Origin of the sequence: Micromonospora sp. SL1-18 (assembly GCF_047921505.1) — a bacterium.
Lineage (GTDB): Bacteria > Actinomycetota > Actinomycetes > Mycobacteriales > Micromonosporaceae > Micromonospora.
Genome location: NZ_JBLROA010000043.1, coordinates 36,013 through 50,151 on the forward strand (window position 1 = coordinate 36,013; position 14,139 = coordinate 50,151).

General features: G+C 73.3%; 12 protein-coding genes and 1 riboswitch. Of the genes, 7 read left to right on the forward strand and 5 right to left on the reverse strand.

The window, feature by feature from the left end; translation table 11 throughout:
- Positions 1–16: 16 nt before the first annotated feature.
- Positions 17–1,828, forward strand: a complete 1,812-nt coding sequence (locus ACNAW0_RS20305) for a glycerol-3-phosphate dehydrogenase/oxidase (protein ID WP_416289523.1) — start codon at positions 17–19, stop codon at positions 1,826–1,828.
- A gap of 125 nt (positions 1,829–1,953) precedes the next feature.
- Positions 1,954–3,213 (forward strand): FUSC family protein, encoded by a 1,260-nt coding sequence (locus ACNAW0_RS20310; RefSeq protein ID WP_416289524.1) that lies wholly within the window; start codon positions 1,954–1,956, stop codon positions 3,211–3,213.
- Positions 3,214–3,231: 18 nt separating this feature from the next.
- Here ACNAW0_RS20310 and ACNAW0_RS20315 read toward each other — a convergent pair whose 3' ends face one another.
- Entirely contained in the window at positions 3,232–4,527 is a 1,296-nt protein-coding gene (locus tag ACNAW0_RS20315; RefSeq protein WP_416289511.1) for an aminotransferase class V-fold PLP-dependent enzyme, read from the reverse strand.
- A 49-nt stretch (positions 4,528–4,576) separates the two neighbouring features.
- Positions 4,577–4,694, reverse strand: a riboswitch (SAM riboswitch).
- Between the two features lie 23 nt (positions 4,695–4,717).
- On the opposite strand from ACNAW0_RS20315, the gene ACNAW0_RS20320 reads away from it, so the two are divergent.
- On the forward strand, positions 4,718–6,205 hold the full coding sequence (locus tag ACNAW0_RS20320) for a PrsW family intramembrane metalloprotease (protein ID WP_416289512.1): 1,488 nt from the start codon (positions 4,718–4,720) through the stop codon (positions 6,203–6,205).
- 47 nt (positions 6,206–6,252) lie between these two features.
- Here ACNAW0_RS20320 and ACNAW0_RS20325 read toward each other — a convergent pair whose 3' ends face one another.
- Positions 6,253–6,420 (reverse strand): hypothetical protein, encoded by a 168-nt coding sequence (locus ACNAW0_RS20325; protein ID WP_416289513.1) that lies wholly within the window; start codon positions 6,418–6,420, stop codon positions 6,253–6,255.
- A gap of 62 nt (positions 6,421–6,482) precedes the next feature.
- Positions 6,483–6,830 carry a GroES family chaperonin gene (locus ACNAW0_RS20330; RefSeq protein WP_416289514.1) on the reverse strand — a complete coding sequence of 116 codons (348 nt, stop codon included), beginning with the start codon at positions 6,828–6,830 and terminating at the stop codon, positions 6,483–6,485.
- 153 nt (positions 6,831–6,983) lie between these two features.
- Here ACNAW0_RS20330 and ACNAW0_RS20335 point away from each other — a divergent pair, with 153 nt between their 5' ends.
- Positions 6,984–8,306 carry an AI-2E family transporter gene (locus ACNAW0_RS20335; RefSeq protein ID WP_416289515.1) on the forward strand — a complete coding sequence of 441 codons (1,323 nt, stop codon included), beginning with the start codon at positions 6,984–6,986 and terminating at the stop codon, positions 8,304–8,306.
- 20 nt (positions 8,307–8,326) lie between these two features.
- Here the strand turns inward: ACNAW0_RS20335 and ACNAW0_RS20340 are convergent, their stop codons facing one another.
- Entirely contained in the window at positions 8,327–10,468 is a 2,142-nt protein-coding gene (locus tag ACNAW0_RS20340) for an ATP-dependent DNA helicase (RefSeq protein WP_416289516.1), read from the reverse strand.
- A 125-nt stretch (positions 10,469–10,593) separates the two neighbouring features.
- On the opposite strand from ACNAW0_RS20340, the gene ACNAW0_RS20345 reads away from it, so the two are divergent.
- A complete protein-coding gene (locus tag ACNAW0_RS20345) occupies positions 10,594–11,100 on the forward strand; it encodes a DUF402 domain-containing protein (RefSeq protein ID WP_416289517.1) in 507 nt (168 codons plus the stop codon).
- Positions 11,101–11,107: 7 nt separating this feature from the next.
- On the opposite strand, the gene sigJ is transcribed toward ACNAW0_RS20345, so the two are convergent.
- Positions 11,108–12,064 (reverse strand): RNA polymerase sigma factor SigJ, encoded by a 957-nt coding sequence (sigJ, locus tag ACNAW0_RS20350; RefSeq protein WP_416289518.1) that lies wholly within the window; start codon positions 12,062–12,064, stop codon positions 11,108–11,110.
- Between the two features lie 411 nt (positions 12,065–12,475).
- Between sigJ and ACNAW0_RS20355 the strand changes: the two genes are divergently transcribed.
- Complete coding sequence (locus ACNAW0_RS20355) at positions 12,476–13,102, forward strand: DUF47 domain-containing protein (RefSeq protein ID WP_416289519.1); 627 nt, start codon at positions 12,476–12,478, stop codon at positions 13,100–13,102.
- A 4-nt stretch (positions 13,103–13,106) separates the two neighbouring features.
- Positions 13,107–14,111 carry an inorganic phosphate transporter gene (locus ACNAW0_RS20360; protein ID WP_416289520.1) on the forward strand — a complete coding sequence of 335 codons (1,005 nt, stop codon included), beginning with the start codon at positions 13,107–13,109 and terminating at the stop codon, positions 14,109–14,111.
- Positions 14,112–14,139 lie beyond the last annotated feature (28 nt).

Here is a 14,139-nt window from a genome sequence, read left to right on the forward strand (position 1 = left end):
GGTGCGCGACCCCAACGTGTCCCGATCCATGGCCGGTCAGCTCTCCGCCGAGCGCCGCGCCGACGACCTGCGCAAACTTCGCGCCGAGCGGTTCGACGTGCTCGTCATCGGCGGTGGGGTGACCGGGGCCGGCGCCGCCCTCGACGCCGCGTCCCGTGGTCTGAAGGTGGCCCTGGTGGAGGCGCGGGACTTCGCCGCCGGCACCTCCAGCCGGTCCAGCAAGCTGATCCACGGCGGCCTGCGCTACCTCGAGCAGCTGGAGTTCCACCTGGTCCACGAGGCGCTCACCGAGCGCGGGCTGCTCGCCACCCGGCTCGCCCCGCACCTGGTCCGCCCGGTGCCGTTCCTGGTCCCGCTCCCCGCCGACGGCGGGGTGCGCGACCTGCCGAGCAGGGCGTTCCGCCGGTCGTACTACGGCGCCGGGGTGGCCGCCTACGACGCGTTCGCCGGGTTGTTCGGCGGCGGGCGGGGCATGCCGTTGCACCGGCACCTGAGCCGCGAGGGCGCCCGCCGCGTCTTCCCGAGCCTACGGGCTGACAAGCTGGCCGGGGCGATCCGCTACTACGACGGGCAGGTCGACGACGCGCGCCTGGTGGTGACGCTGGCCCGGACGGCGGCCAGCCTCGGCGCGACCGTGGTGACCAGCGCCCGTGCGGTCGGCCTCACCCGGCAGGCCCGCGAGGTCACCGGGGTTCGGGTCCGCGACCTGGAGGCGCCCGCCGGCTCACCGGACGCCGAGTTCGAGGTGCGCGCCCGTACGGTGATCGCCGCGACCGGCGTGTGGAGCGACGACATGTCGCGGATGCTCAACGACGTCGGGCTGCGCCCCGGCCTGCGCGTCCGGGCCTCCAAGGGCGTGCACCTGGTGGTGCCCCGCTCGGCGATCACCGGCGAGACCGGGCTGATCCTGCGGACCGCCTCCAGCGTGCTCTTCGTCATCCCGTGGGGTGGTCACTGGATCATCGGCACCACCGACACCGACTGGCGGCTGGACCGGTCCCACCCGGCGGCCACCGCCCGCGACATCGACTACCTGCTGGAGCAGGTCAACATGGTGCTGGACCGGCCGCTCACCACCGACGACATCGAGGGCGTGTACGCCGGCCTGCGCCCGCTGCTGGCCGGCGAGGCGGATTCCACCTCGAAGCTGTCCCGGGAGCACGCGGTGGTCGAGCCGATGCTCGGGCTGCTCCTGGTGGCCGGCGGCAAGTACACGACGTACCGGGTGATGGCCTCGGACGTGGTCGACCGGGCCGGCCACCGGCTGGGCGGGACGCGTCCGTCACGTACCGCCGACCTGCCACTGCTCGGCGCCGACGGGTACGCGGCGATGTGGCGGGACCGGGCCGACCTGGCCCGCCGGCACGGCGTACCGGTCGGGGTGGTCGAACACCTGCTGGAGCGGTACGGCACGCTCACCCGGGACCTGCTCGCCCTGATCGACGCCGATCCGCTGCTCGGCTCACCGCTGGCCGGCGCCCCGGAGTACCTGGCCGCCGAGGTGACGTACGCGGCCCGCGCCGAGGGGGCCCTGCACCTGGAGGACGTGCTGACCCGGCGTACCCGGATCTCCTTCGAGACCAGCCACCGGGGCCTCGAGTCGGCGGAGCACGCCGCGGAGCTGATGGGCGCGGTGCTCGGCTGGGACGAGGCGACCCGGGCCCGCGAGGTGGCCCACTACCGGGCCCGGGTGGAGGCCGAGCGACGGTCGCAGCTGATGCCCGACGACGTGGCTGCCGACGCGGCCCGGCTCGGCGCCCCGGACGTCCGCGGGTTCGCGGCCGACCGGGGCATCGACGGCGACGCCGCCGAGCTTCCCTCGTCCTGACCGGTCGTCTCCAGCACTGCGGCGGGCGGGCGCCCACCGGCAATCGTTTCCGTCCGGCCGCTTCCCGGGGGTGAACAGCCCAGGAGGATTCAGCGGGTGTGGGACGGGTAGTCCCGGCCATGGCCGTGGCCCGGGACCGACGACTGCCGTTCCTGCGGCGTGCCCCCTTCCGGGAGGGGCTGGTCGACGTCGACGGGGCCCGGATCTCCGAGGCGATGGACGAGCTCCGGACCCGGGGCAGGGCTACCTGGCACGACCGGCTGCACCGGGTGCGTACCGCCGCCGGCCTCGCCGTCCAGGCGGGCCTCGCCGCCGCCCTGGCATACGTGGTCTCCCACCGCCTGCTCAAGAACCCCCAACCGGTGTTCGCCCCGATCTCCGCGGTCGGCACCCTGGCCGCCTCGGTCGGCCAGCGGTTCCGCCGGACCGTTGAGCTGATCGTCGGCGTGGCCATCGGGGTGCTGCTCGGCGACGGCCTGATCTACGTCCTCGGGACCGGTGCGTGGCAGCTCGGCTTGGTGGTCACCGTGGCGATCCTGCTGAGCATCTTCGCCGGGGCGAGCGTGGCCGTCGTGATCCAGGCGGCGGCCACCGCCGTACTGATCGTGACGCTCAGCCCCTCCACCAAGAATCTGGAGGTGCCGCGCTTCATCGACGCGGCCATCGGTGGGGGCGTCGCCCTGCTGGTCAGCGCGATCCTGCTGCCACTGAACCCGTTGCGCGTGATCAACCGGGCCGCCCGGCCGGCGCTGGACCTGCTCTCCGACCAGCTCGACGCCTGCGCGGAGGCGCTGCGCGGACGGGACCGGAATGCGGCGCAGCGCGCGCTGCTCCGGCTCCGGGAGAACAAGGCGGAACTGGCCGCGCTCAGCGAGGCGATCGAGGGCGCCAAGGAGACCGTCACCATCTCGCCGGCCCGCTGGCATCGGCGCAGCGAGCTGGCCCACTACGCCGACGCGGCCGAGCCGATCGACCGGGCGATGCGTAACAGCGGCACGCTGACCCGCCGCTCGGTCACCCTGATCGAGGACGAGGAGCCGATCCCCGAACCGATGCCCGACGCCATCGCCCACCTCGCCGAGTCGGTACGCCTGCTCCGGCACGAGTTCGCCGTCGGGGAGGAACCGCAACGGGCCCGGGAGCGGTCGCTGCGCGCGGTCAGCGAGGCCGGCCGGGCGTACGCCGAGGGGGTCGGCTTCTCCGGCAGCGTGGTGATCGCGCAGGTCCGTACCACGGCGAGCGACCTGTTGGTCGCCTCCGGGATCGAACAGGAGGAGGCGAACCGGTTGGTCCGGCAGGCGTTCGGCGAGCGGGAGCAGCGGACGGGCGGCACGACCCCGCAGAGTCCCGCCCCCAGAGCTCCCACCGCACCCCCCGTGGGCTGACCCAGCGTCCTCAGGTGCTCACGCCAGGCGGGCGAGGGCGGTGAGGAGAGCGTCCACCTCGGCGGCGGTGGTGCCGAGGCCGAGGCTGGCCCGCAGCGCGGTCGGCGGCAGGTCGCGGCGCCCGCTGCGCGCCGCCGCCTCGGCCAGCAGCCGCCGGGCCAACGGGTGGGCGCAGAAGAGCCCGTCCCGGACCCCGATCCGGTGCGTGCCGGCCAGTTCGGCGGCGACGTCGGTGGAGTCCCGGCCCGCGACCACGAAGGAGACGATGCCCACCCGCGGCGCGTCCGGCCCGAAGGTGCGCAGCTCCACCACGTGCGGCAGGGCGGCGATACCGTCCCGCAAGCGGGTCAGCAGCGCCTGCTCGCGGGCGTGCAGCGCGTCCCGGTCCGCCTCGGCGAGCGCGGCGCAGACCGCGGCGAGCGCCACCGCGCCGAGCAGGTTCGGGGTCCCGGCCTCGTGCCGCGCCGGCCCGGTGGCCCAGCGCACCTCGTGGGTCGCCGTACCGACGTGGCTGCTCGCCCCGCCGCCGACGAGGTACGGCGGGGCCGCGTCCAGCCAGTCCCCGCGCCCGACCAGCACGCCGGCGCCGAACGGGGCGTACAGCTTGTGGCCGGAGAGCGCCAGGTAGTCCACGTCCAGCGCGGCCAGGTCAACCGGCGCGTGCGGGGCGAGCTGCGCCGCGTCCACCAGGATCCGGGCGGCGTGGCGGTGGGCCACCCGGGCCAGCTCGGGCACCGGCCAGAGTTCACCCGTCACGTTGCTCGCGCCGGTCACCGCCACCAGCACCGGCAGGTCGGGTCGGGTGCCCGTCGCCGACCGGCTCGGGCTCACCCGGCGCAGCTCGCGCAGCGCGGCGTCGAGGGCGCGTACCGCCTCGGCAGGGCTGGCCGGCACCGGCAGCCGGACCGATCCGCGTGGCCACGGGAGCAGGTTGGCGTGGTGCTCGCCGGCGAAGGTGACCACGGTGGTGCCGGCGGGCAGCGCCCGGGCGAGCAGGTTGACCGCGTCGGTGGTGTTCCGGGTGAAGATCACATGGTCGTCGGGGCGGGCGCCGAGGAAGTCGGCCACCGTCTGCCGGGCCCGCTCGTAGGCCAGGGTGCAGCGCCGCGACAGTGCCCCGGCGCCGCGGTGCACGCTCGCGTACCACGGCAGGAGCTCGGCCACCGCGTCGGCCGCAGCCCGCGCGCACGGCGCGCTGGCGGCGTAATCCAGGTTGATCTCACCGGGTACGCCGAGCACGGCGAGCGGTTCCGGCCGGTTCGGCGCCGGCGTCGCGGGCAGCGGGGGCAGGGCGGGGACGAGGGTGACGGGCATGTCGGAACCTCCCGGGTCCAGGGGACCCCGGGGGTGGCTACCGGGACGGGGTCCGCGCTTGCCCAGCACGGTCGGGCTGGGCCCGGTCATCACCCGGGGCACCCCACCGCGAACTCAACGAGGGTTGCCGGCCAGCAAGCCGGGGCTTGACGCTGGCGCTCGTGACCTGCCCGGCAGCATAGCGGGTGCGATGCGGCCGGACCAGAGGGCGGCGGGTGACTACGCTGACGGCATGGCCGACACCCCGCCCGGCGGAGCCCTGCCGCCGCCGTCCGCGCCCGCTCCTCCGCCGCCGGGTTCGTCGACCCCCCGGATGCCGCTGCGCCGGCTGAACTGGTGGCGGATCATGGTGCTCATCGGGGTGGTGGTGGTGATCGCCGCCGGCGCGATCTTCATCCTCTACAGGCTGGGCACCGGCCTCGGCCCGCAGGCGCTGCTGGTCGGTGTGATCGCGGCGATCCTGCCGGTGCCGGTGCTGGTCGCCTGCTTCCTCTGGCTGGACCGCTACGAGCCGGAGCCGCTGAGGTACCTGATCTTCTGCTTCGCCTGGGGCGCGTTCGTCGCGACGTCGATCGCGCTCAACGTCAACGAATTCTTCGCCGGCCAGTTCAAGCACTGGGGGTTGCCCGCGGCGCTGACCGCCGTGCTGGTCGCCCCGTTCATCGAGGAGCTGACCAAGGCGGCCTTCCCGATCCTGCTGCTGATCTTCCGCCGCCGGGAGTTCTCCGGGATCACCGACGGGCTGGTCTACTGCGGGCTCTCCGCGATCGGCTTCGCCATGGTGGAGAACATCCTCTACCTGGGCGGGTACGGCTACCGTGCCGGCGTCCAGGAGTACGGCCCGGCCACGGGCGCGCAGCAGGTGATCGCCATTTTCATCGTGCGGATTCTGCTCTTCGGCTTCGCCCACCCGCTGTTCACCTCGATGACCGGCGTGGGCCTGGGCATCGCCGCCCGTACGGCCGACCGGCGGATCCGCATCTTCGCCCCGATCGCCGGCCTGCTGGTGGCGATGATGCTGCACGGCACGTGGAATCTGCTGCCCTCGCTGGTCGCCAGCACCGGGCAGCCGCTGATCGCTTTGTACGGCTACATCGGCGTGATGGTGCCGATCTTCTTCGGAATGGTGGGACTGGCGGTCTGGCTGCGCGCCTGGGAGGGGCGGCTCACCGAACGCACCCTGCCGGACTACGTCCGGGCCGGCTGGCTCACGCCGCCCGAGGTGGCGGCCCTGGGCAGCCTCGGCCGGCGGCACGCCGCGCGTACCTGGGCCCGACGGGTGGCCGGCGACGGCGGGGTGCACGCGATGCGGGGCTACCAGTTCGCCGCGACCCGCCTGGCGCTGCTGCGCGACGGTATGCGCCGGGGACTGGACCGGACGCCGGCCGACCGGGACCGGACGGCGCGGGAGGAGCGGGAGCTGCTGGACGCGATCACCGCGTACCGGGCGTACTTCGTGGGCCGGGACCCGCACGCGCCGGTCGGAGTCTGGGACGGTCAGCACTACCACCTGCGCTTCCCGGACGGCTCGCGGCGGGCGGTCGAGGCCCCCGACGAACCGGTCGTGCCGATCCCGGTGGTGCTGACTCCGCCACCGCCGCCGGCTCACCCGGCCGCCTACGGCCCGCCCGGCTGGTACGGCCCGGGTCCCGCCGCGCCCTGGCCCCCCGGCGCCTGACCGTCCCCCGGCGCCTGACCGTTTCCCCGTCCCCCGGGCCCGGGCGGTCAGGTCATCAGGGTGGTGAGGAAGTCCCCGATGCCCTGGGCGATGGCCATCAGGCCCGTCCCGATCGTGCTGACCAGTTGGGCGGCGCCGTTCGGACGGAAGGCCACGAAGTAGATCAGGAACGCGACGAGTCCCCAGGCCAGTAGCTTTTTGAGCACAATCGGCATGGTCCCTCCCCAGGGCGCTGAGGTGCCTGGGCTTTCCCGCCGGGCGGTATCGCAAACGGCACCTACAGGTAGAGGCCGGTCGAGCCGGATGGCTCCTTCTCCACCCGCTCGGCGGCGACGGCGTGCACGTCGCGCTCGCGGAGCAGGACGAACGCCCGACCGTGCAGCTCGACCTCGGACCGGTCGTCGGGATCGAACAGCACCCGGTCCCCGGCGACGATGGAGCGTACGTTGGGACCCACCCCCACCGCGATCGCCCAGGCCAGCCGCTTGCCCACCGCTGCCGTGGCCGGGATCACGATGCCGGCGGTGGAGCGGCGTTCACCGTCGCCGTTCTCCGTTCGCACCAGCACACGGTCGTGCAGCAGACGGATCGGCAGGCCCGAGTCGAGGTTCTGGTCGACGGTCACGCGGAAACGCTACCGCGTACGCCGTGGTCGATCATCGGCGTGGTTGGCCCGAGTGGGACAGGGGCAATTGTGGCGGAGCCGACCTAGGGTGGGACGGACGGACTATCCTGTCCCCCCTGTTTCTTCGGCGGGCCAAGTTTGCGGGAGGTGCGCTTGAGCCGCTTCGAGCGGATGCGCGGACGGCTGCGCCGTGCGTACGAGTCCGGCCGCGAGTCGGCCCGGGTCGGCCGGGTCGACCCCGGTAACTCACCGGGGGAGTCCGACGACGTGGCCTCGCCGTCCGTGCCCGACGCGGCGGCCTCAGGCCCGGCGGCACCTGGCCCGGCGGCACCTGGCCCGGCGACCGGCCGGCAGTCGTCCGCCTCGCACCCGTCGACCACCAGCCGCGATGACGCCGACGTGCCGCACGCGCTGCGGATCGCCGCGGCCTGGTCCTGGCGGTTGATCGCGATCGGCATCGTAGCCTGGGCGCTGCTCAAGATCGTTGGCACCATCCGCATCGTGATCATCCCGCTGGCGATCGCGCTGCTGCTCTCCGCGCTGCTCGCCCCGGCGGTCGGCTGGCTGCTCAGGGTCCGTTTCCCGCGTTCGCTGGCGACCGGGGTGGTGCTGGTCGGCGGCCTGGCCGCGGTGGTCGGCACGCTGACCCTGGTGGTGAACGAGTTCATCGCGGGTGTGCCGGAGTTGAGCGACAAGTCGGCAGCCGGTGTGAAGCAGATCCAGACCTGGCTCAAGACCGGCCCGCTGCACGTGTCGGACAGCCAGATCAACCACTACATCGACGAGGCGCAGACCTGGATCAGCGGCAACTCCAAGTCGTTCACCACCAGCGCGCTCTCCACCGCCGCCACGCTGGCCGAGGTGATCACCGGCACCATCCTGGTGCTCTTCGCGACCTTCTTCTTCCTCCGCGACGGCAACAAGATCTGGCGGTTCCTGGTCCGGCTGCTGCCGGTGGCCGCCCGCTGGAAGGTCGACGACGCGGGCCGGGCCTCCTGGGCGACGCTGGGTGCGTACGTCCGGGCCACTGTGCTGGTCGCCTTCATCGACGCGGTCGGCATCGGGATCGTCCTGGTCATCTTCCACGTCCCGTTCGCGTTTCCGCTGGCCGCACTGGTCTTCCTGGGGGCGTTCATCCCGATCGTGGGCGCCGCGCTCTCCGGCGGGGTGGCCGTGCTGGTGGCACTGGTCGACAGCGGCCCGGTGACCGCGCTGATCATCCTGGGCGCGGTCATCGGCGTGCAGCAGCTGGAGGGGCACGTGCTCCAGCCGTTGATCATGGGTCGGGCGGTGGCCATCCACCCGCTCGCCGTGATCATCGGGATCGCGGCCGGGGTGATCCTCGCCGGCATCGCCGGCGCACTGGTCGCGGTGCCGCTGATCGCGGTGCTCAACACCGCGGTCCGCCGGCTCGCCGCCCGGACCGTGCCGGACACCCCACCGGACGCCGTGGTGGTCGCCTCCCAGGCACCTTGACCCGCGGCCCCGGTGGCGGGTCATGCCTTGCCGAGACGTTCCAGTGCACCCCGGGCCACGTCCGGCCGTGTGGTGTACCAGAACGGCGGCAGCGAGCGGCGCAGGAACGGGCCGTAGCCGCGGGCGGACTCCAGCCGGGAGTCGAGCACCGCCACCACCCCTCGGTCGTTGGTCGCCCGGATCAGCCGGCCGACGCCCTGGGCCAGCCGGACCGCCGCGATCGGCACGCTGACCGCGGCGAAGCCGGAGCCCCCGCCGGCGTCCACCGCCGCCGCACGCGCCGCCGCCAGCGGCTCGTCCGGCCGCGGGAACGGCAGCCGGTCGATCACCACGAGCTGGCAGGAGTCACCGGGCACGTCCACCCCCTGCCAGAGCGACATCACCCCGAACAGGCAGCTCTCCCGCTCCTCCCGGAACCGGCGGACCAGCAGCGGCAGCGTCTCCTCACCCTGGAGCAGCACCGGCAGGTCGGTCCGCGCGCGGAGCAGCTCCGCCGCCTGCTGCGCGGCCCGGCGCGAGGAGAAGAGCCCGAGGGTACGCCCACCGAGCGCCCCGACCAGCGCCAGCAGCTCCTCGCCGGCCGCCTCGGGCAGGCCGGAGACGCTGGGGCGGGGCAGGTGTGCGGCGACGTACAGAATGCCCTGCCGGGCGTAGTCGAACGGCGAGCCGACGTCGAGCGAACGCCAGCCGGGCCCCTCGGTGGCCGGGACCGTCCCGACCGCAGCCCGGCTGCCGGCGGTGCTCGCCACCGGGGCGGCGGCGCCGGTGCGGCCGGCGGTGGCCGCGGTGGCCAGCGCGGCGGCGGCCGGGGACGGCGGGGCGGGCGGCGGCGCGTCCAGCCCCAGCGCGCGGGCGACCGTGTCGAAGCGGCCGCCCAGCGCCAGGGTGGCCGAGGCAGCGACCACCGTGCGCTCGTCGTACAGGTGGGTGGCGAGGGTGCCGGCGACGGAGAGCGGCGCGACCACCAGGGCACGGCGGCTGCCGTTCTCCGGCTTCTCCACCCAGGCCACGTCGTGGTCCGCCTCCTCCAGCAGCCGCTGCGCCGTGGCGGAGAGCTCGTCCAGCACCGCCTTGGCCTGCTGCTTGCGGACCGGGTCCGGGTCGTCGGCCTTGACCTCGCCGATCGCCTCCAGCGCGGCCCGGGTCGCCCCGTCCAGCAGCGTGCACGCCTCACGCAGCGCCGGTGGCAGCCCGGCGGTGAGCCGCCCGGCCGGCGCCTCGGCCAGCCCCACCGCGAGGGCGTCGCCGGCCTCGGTGAGCCGCTCGGCCAGCTCCGGGCGGAGCAGCGGCCGGGCCCGGCGGGCGGACCGGTCGATCAGCTCGGGGACCAGCTCGGCCTGGGCCGCCGAGGAGACCCGGTCGGCCAGTTCGTGCGCCTCGTCGACGATGAGCAGCTTGTGCGGCGGCACGATGTGCCGGCCGGCGAGCATGTCGACGGCGAGCAGGCTGTGGTTGGTGACGACGATGTCGGCCTCGCGGGCCCGCGCCCGGGACGCCTCGGCGAAGCACTCCTGACCGAACGGGCAGCGGGTCGCCCCGACGCACTCCCGCGCCGGCATCGATACCGTCCGCCAGACCTGGTCGTCGACGCCTGGGTCCAGTTCGTCCCGGTCGCCGGTGGCGGTCTCCTCCGCCCAGTCGCGCAGCCGCTGGATCTGCTTGCCCAGCCGGCCCGCCTCGCCGAGCCACTTGGTGCCGCCGCCGGGCCGGGGCGCGTCGAAGAGGGCGTCTTCCGGCTCCTCCTCGACGGAGCTGTCCAGCCGGGCCAGGCACAGGTAGTGGTGCCGCCCCTTGAGCACCGCGAAGGTGGGCCGGCGACCGAGCAGCGGCTCCACCGCGTCGGCCAGCCGGGGCAGGTCGTGGTCGACCAGTTGGGACTGCAGGGCCAGGGTGGCGGTGGAGACCACCACCGGGCCGTCCACGGTCAGCGCCGGGGCCAGGTAGGCCAGCGACTTGCCGGTGCCCGTACCGGCCTGGACCAGCAGGTGTTCGCCGGTGGCGACACTCCGCTCGATCGCCTCGGTCATCTGCTGCTGCCCGGGCCGGGTCGCGCCGCCGGGGACCGCGCCGACCGCCGCGGCCAGCAGCTCACCACCTCTGGGCCGGTTGCCCCGACGCTTCTTTCCGACGGCGGGACCGGTGGCGGTACGGGGCAGGGTCACCGTGCGACCGTACCCGCCGCCGCCGACAGGGGCCGCGCCGATCCGCGTCGTGGCGCGGTCCGGTCGCATCGCGTCCGGTTACCTGCCGATCGCGTCCAGTGGCCGAAACGGATAGGGTGCCAGTCATGCCGAGCGATGTGGTCCGCGTGATCTACCGCAAGTACGACGGCAGCGCCCACCGCGACTACCCGGCCCGCCGGCTCGCCGAGGACGACCTCGGTGTCTGGCTCGGCGTGCCGGCCGGCACCGAATCGGTCTACCACGGCCGGCCCTCGGTCGAGCGGATCCCGTTCGTCCTGCTGGTGCCGCGGCACGGCTGGTGGACCGGGATGTTCAACCCGCCGCCGCGGACCAGCGAGGTCTACTGCGACATCACCACGCCGGCCCGGTGGGAGGGCGAGAGCACCGTCCACCTGATCGACCTCGATCTGGACGTGGTGCGCCGCCGGGAGACCGGCATCGTCGAGCTGCGCGACGAGGACGAGTTCGCCGAGCACCGGGCGCGCTTCGGCTACCCGGACGACCTGGTCGTCGAGGCGGAGGCGGCCGCCCGTTGGCTCTTCGACGCGCTCGGCGACGGCACCGAGCCGTTCGCCACGACGTACCGGAAGTGGCTGGCCCTGGTGGTGTGAGCCGGTCTCACCAGCGCGGCGGCCAGCCGGCGTCCATCCCGAGCTCGGTCAGGTGGGCCACCTTCTCCGGGTTGAGCTGATTGAAGACGCCGGTGATCCGCCCCTCGTGCACCGCGAACGAGGTGAGAACGCGGATCAGGCGTCCGTCCCGGAACACCGTCTCCGCCTGCCAGCCCAGCGCGCCGTCGATCAGCACGGGCCGGGCCAGGAGCCGGCCGTCGTAGCGGGTGGCCTGGCCGAACACGCCGAGGATCAAGCGGGCCCCCGCGTCGGCGCCGACCACGGGCCGCCGGGCCGCCGGGAAGTGCCCGCCGCTGTCGCCGATCAGCACCACGTCCGGCGCGAGCACCTGGACCAGCCGCTCCAGCTTCCCCGACTCAACAGCGGCCACGAACGCGGTGAGCACCCGCCGCTGTTCGGCCAGGTCGGCGGTGTGCCGGGGAGCGTCCGGCCCGGAGACCGCCCGGCGGGCCCGGGAGGCGAGCTGCCGGGCCGCGCCGGGTGTGGTGCCGAGCACGTCTGCGATGGCGACGAACGGCACGGCGAAGACGTCGTGCAGCACGAACGCCACCCGCTGCTCGGGGGCCAGCCGCTCCAGCACCACCAGCAGGGCGGTGCCGAGTTGGTCGGCCCGGACCGCCCGCTCGGCCGGGTCGGGGGCGAAGCCGTCCACCGCGGGCACGTCGGTCACCACCGGCTCCGGCAGCCACTGACCGGGGTACGCCTCGCGACGTACCCGGGCGGAGCGGAGCACGTCCAGGCAGAGCCGCGAGCAGGTGGTGGTCAGCCAGCCGCGCAGGTCCCGGATCTGGGCGCGGGCGGCGGGATCGGCGAGCGCCCCCGCGTACCGTAGCCAGGTCTCCTGCACCGCGTCCTCGGCCTCGCTCCGGCTGCCCAGCATCCGGTGCGCGACCGCCATGAGATGCCCGCGCTCCGCCTCGAACTCGGAAGCCAGCTCCCCCACGTTCCGCTCCCTCCCCACCGAAGCCCACATTCTCCCCACCCCCTGAACGCCCCACCGACCCCAACCGTGACACGACGCCCGCCCCTTCGGCGTCGATCATGGAGGTGTGGCACCTGCCGAACCGGATGAAAGGGGACGAGCTGACTACCGCAACTCCTTGATCAGCCGGGTGGGAGGCGTTCGGCGCGCTTGATCTGGGGTATCCGGCCGCGGATTTCTGCGTGGAGCCGGAGCGTCGAGGTTGTGGAGCGAGATCCGGACGGCGAAGGTAAACGGCAGGTGAACGAGCGGTAAATGGGGTCTGGCCAGGGGTGGGCCGGCGAATGCCCGATTACGCGGGGTACCTAGCATGCCCTCTGCAGACGCCCAGTGGGGCGGCCACCCTTCCACCGACACGACGAGGTCCGTGCTGTGAAGTTTTCCTTCCGTCCCACCGAGGGCGCCTTCTACGAGCTCTTCACCAGGGCCGCGCAGAACCTGGTGCGGGGCACCGAACTCCTCAACGAGCTGGCGCTGCCCGGGGTCGACGTGCAGTCGGTCAGCGAGCGGCTGACCGAGGTCGAACACGACAGCGACCAGATCACCCACGAGCTGTACAAGAAGATCAACTCTACCTTCATCACCCCGTTCGATCGCGAGGACATCTACCGGCTGGGCTCGCTGCTCGACGACGTGATGGACCACCTGGAGGCGGTCGGCAACCTGCTCTACCTGTACGGCCTGACCAAGCTCCCCGCGCTGCCGCGCGAGCTGCACGAGCTGGTGAACGTGCTGGACCAGCAGGCCAAGCTGACCGCCGATGCGATGCCGCAGCTGCGGTCGATGAAGAATCTCGAGGAGTACTGGATCGAGTGCAACCGCCTCGAGAACGAGGGTGACCAGGCGTACCGGATGCTGCTCGTCCGCCTCTTCTCCGGCGAGTACGACGCGCTGACCGTGCTGAAGATGAAGGAGGTGGCCGACGAGCTGGAGGCCGCCTGTGACGCCTTCGAGCACGTGGCCAACACCGTCGAGACAATCGCGGTCAAGGAGTCCTGAGCCCGTGACTCCCGAACTCATCGCCGTGTTGGCGGTGATCGTGGTCGCCATGGCGTTCGACTACACGAACGGCTTCCATGACGCGGCCAACGCGATCGCCACCAGCGTCTCGACTCGCGCGCTGACCCCCCGTATCGCCCTCGCGCTGGCCGCCGTCGGCAACTTCGTCGGCGCGCACTTCGGCGCCGGGGTGGCCAAGACGGTCGGCGACGGACTGGTCACCCTGCCCACCGGCGTCACCAGCCTTGGGGTGGTCTTCGCCGGCGTGCTCGGCGCGATCGCCTGGAACCTGATCACCTGGTACTTCGGCCTGCCGTCGTCCTCCTCGCACGCCCTCTTCGGTGGCCTGGTCGGGGCGACCCTCTTCGCCGCCGACGGCGTCGTGCAGTGGGGCAACATCGTCGACAAGGTCATCATCCCGATGGTGCTCTCGCCGGTGGTCGGCCTGATGCTCGGTTTCCTGGTGATGCTGGCGATCCTGTGGCTCTTCCGGAAGGGGCAGCCGGGCAAGCTCAACCGGGGTTTCCGCTGGGCGCAGACCGCTTCGGCCGCGGCCATGTCCATCGGCCACGGCATGCAGGACGCCGCCAAGACCATGGGCATCATCGTCCTGGCCCTCTACACCGGCGGCTTCCAGTCCGACAAGACCCACATCCCGCAGTGGGTGTTCTGGACCTCCGCGGCCATGCTGGCGGCCGGCACCTACGCGGGCGGCTGGCGGATCATCCGTACCCTCGGTCGGAAGATCATCGACCTGGGCCCGCCGGAGGGCTTCGCGGCCGAGACGGTGGCCAGCGCGGTGCTCTACTTCAACGCCCTGGTGCTGCACGCCCCCATCTCCACCACCCACACGATCACCTCGGCGATCATGGGTGTCGGCGCGACCAAGCGGGTCTCCGCGGTTCGCTGGAACGTGGCCGGCAACATCGTGATCGCCTGGATCATCACCTTCCCGGCGGCGGCGGCCATCGCCTGCCTGGCGTACCTGCTGGTCCGCCCGCTGTTCTGAGGTGAAAGGAGGGGCCCCTTGTTAACAT

Bases quoted from the DNA above. Each gene is read 5' to 3' on its own strand.
- ACNAW0_RS20320 (WP_416289512.1), top strand. From the start codon at position 4,718: ATGCGGCCGGACCAGAGGGCGGCGGGTGACTACGCTGACGGCATGGCC.
- ACNAW0_RS20345 (WP_416289517.1), top strand. From the start codon at position 10,594: ATGCCGAGCGATGTGGTCCGCGTGATCTACCGCAAGTACGACGGCAGC.
- ACNAW0_RS20325 (WP_416289513.1), bottom strand. From the start codon at position 6,420: ATGCCGATTGTGCTCAAAAAGCTACTGGCCTGGGGACTCGTCGCGTTC.
- ACNAW0_RS20315 (WP_416289511.1), bottom strand. From the start codon at position 4,527: ATGCCCGTCACCCTCGTCCCCGCCCTGCCCCCGCTGCCCGCGACGCCG.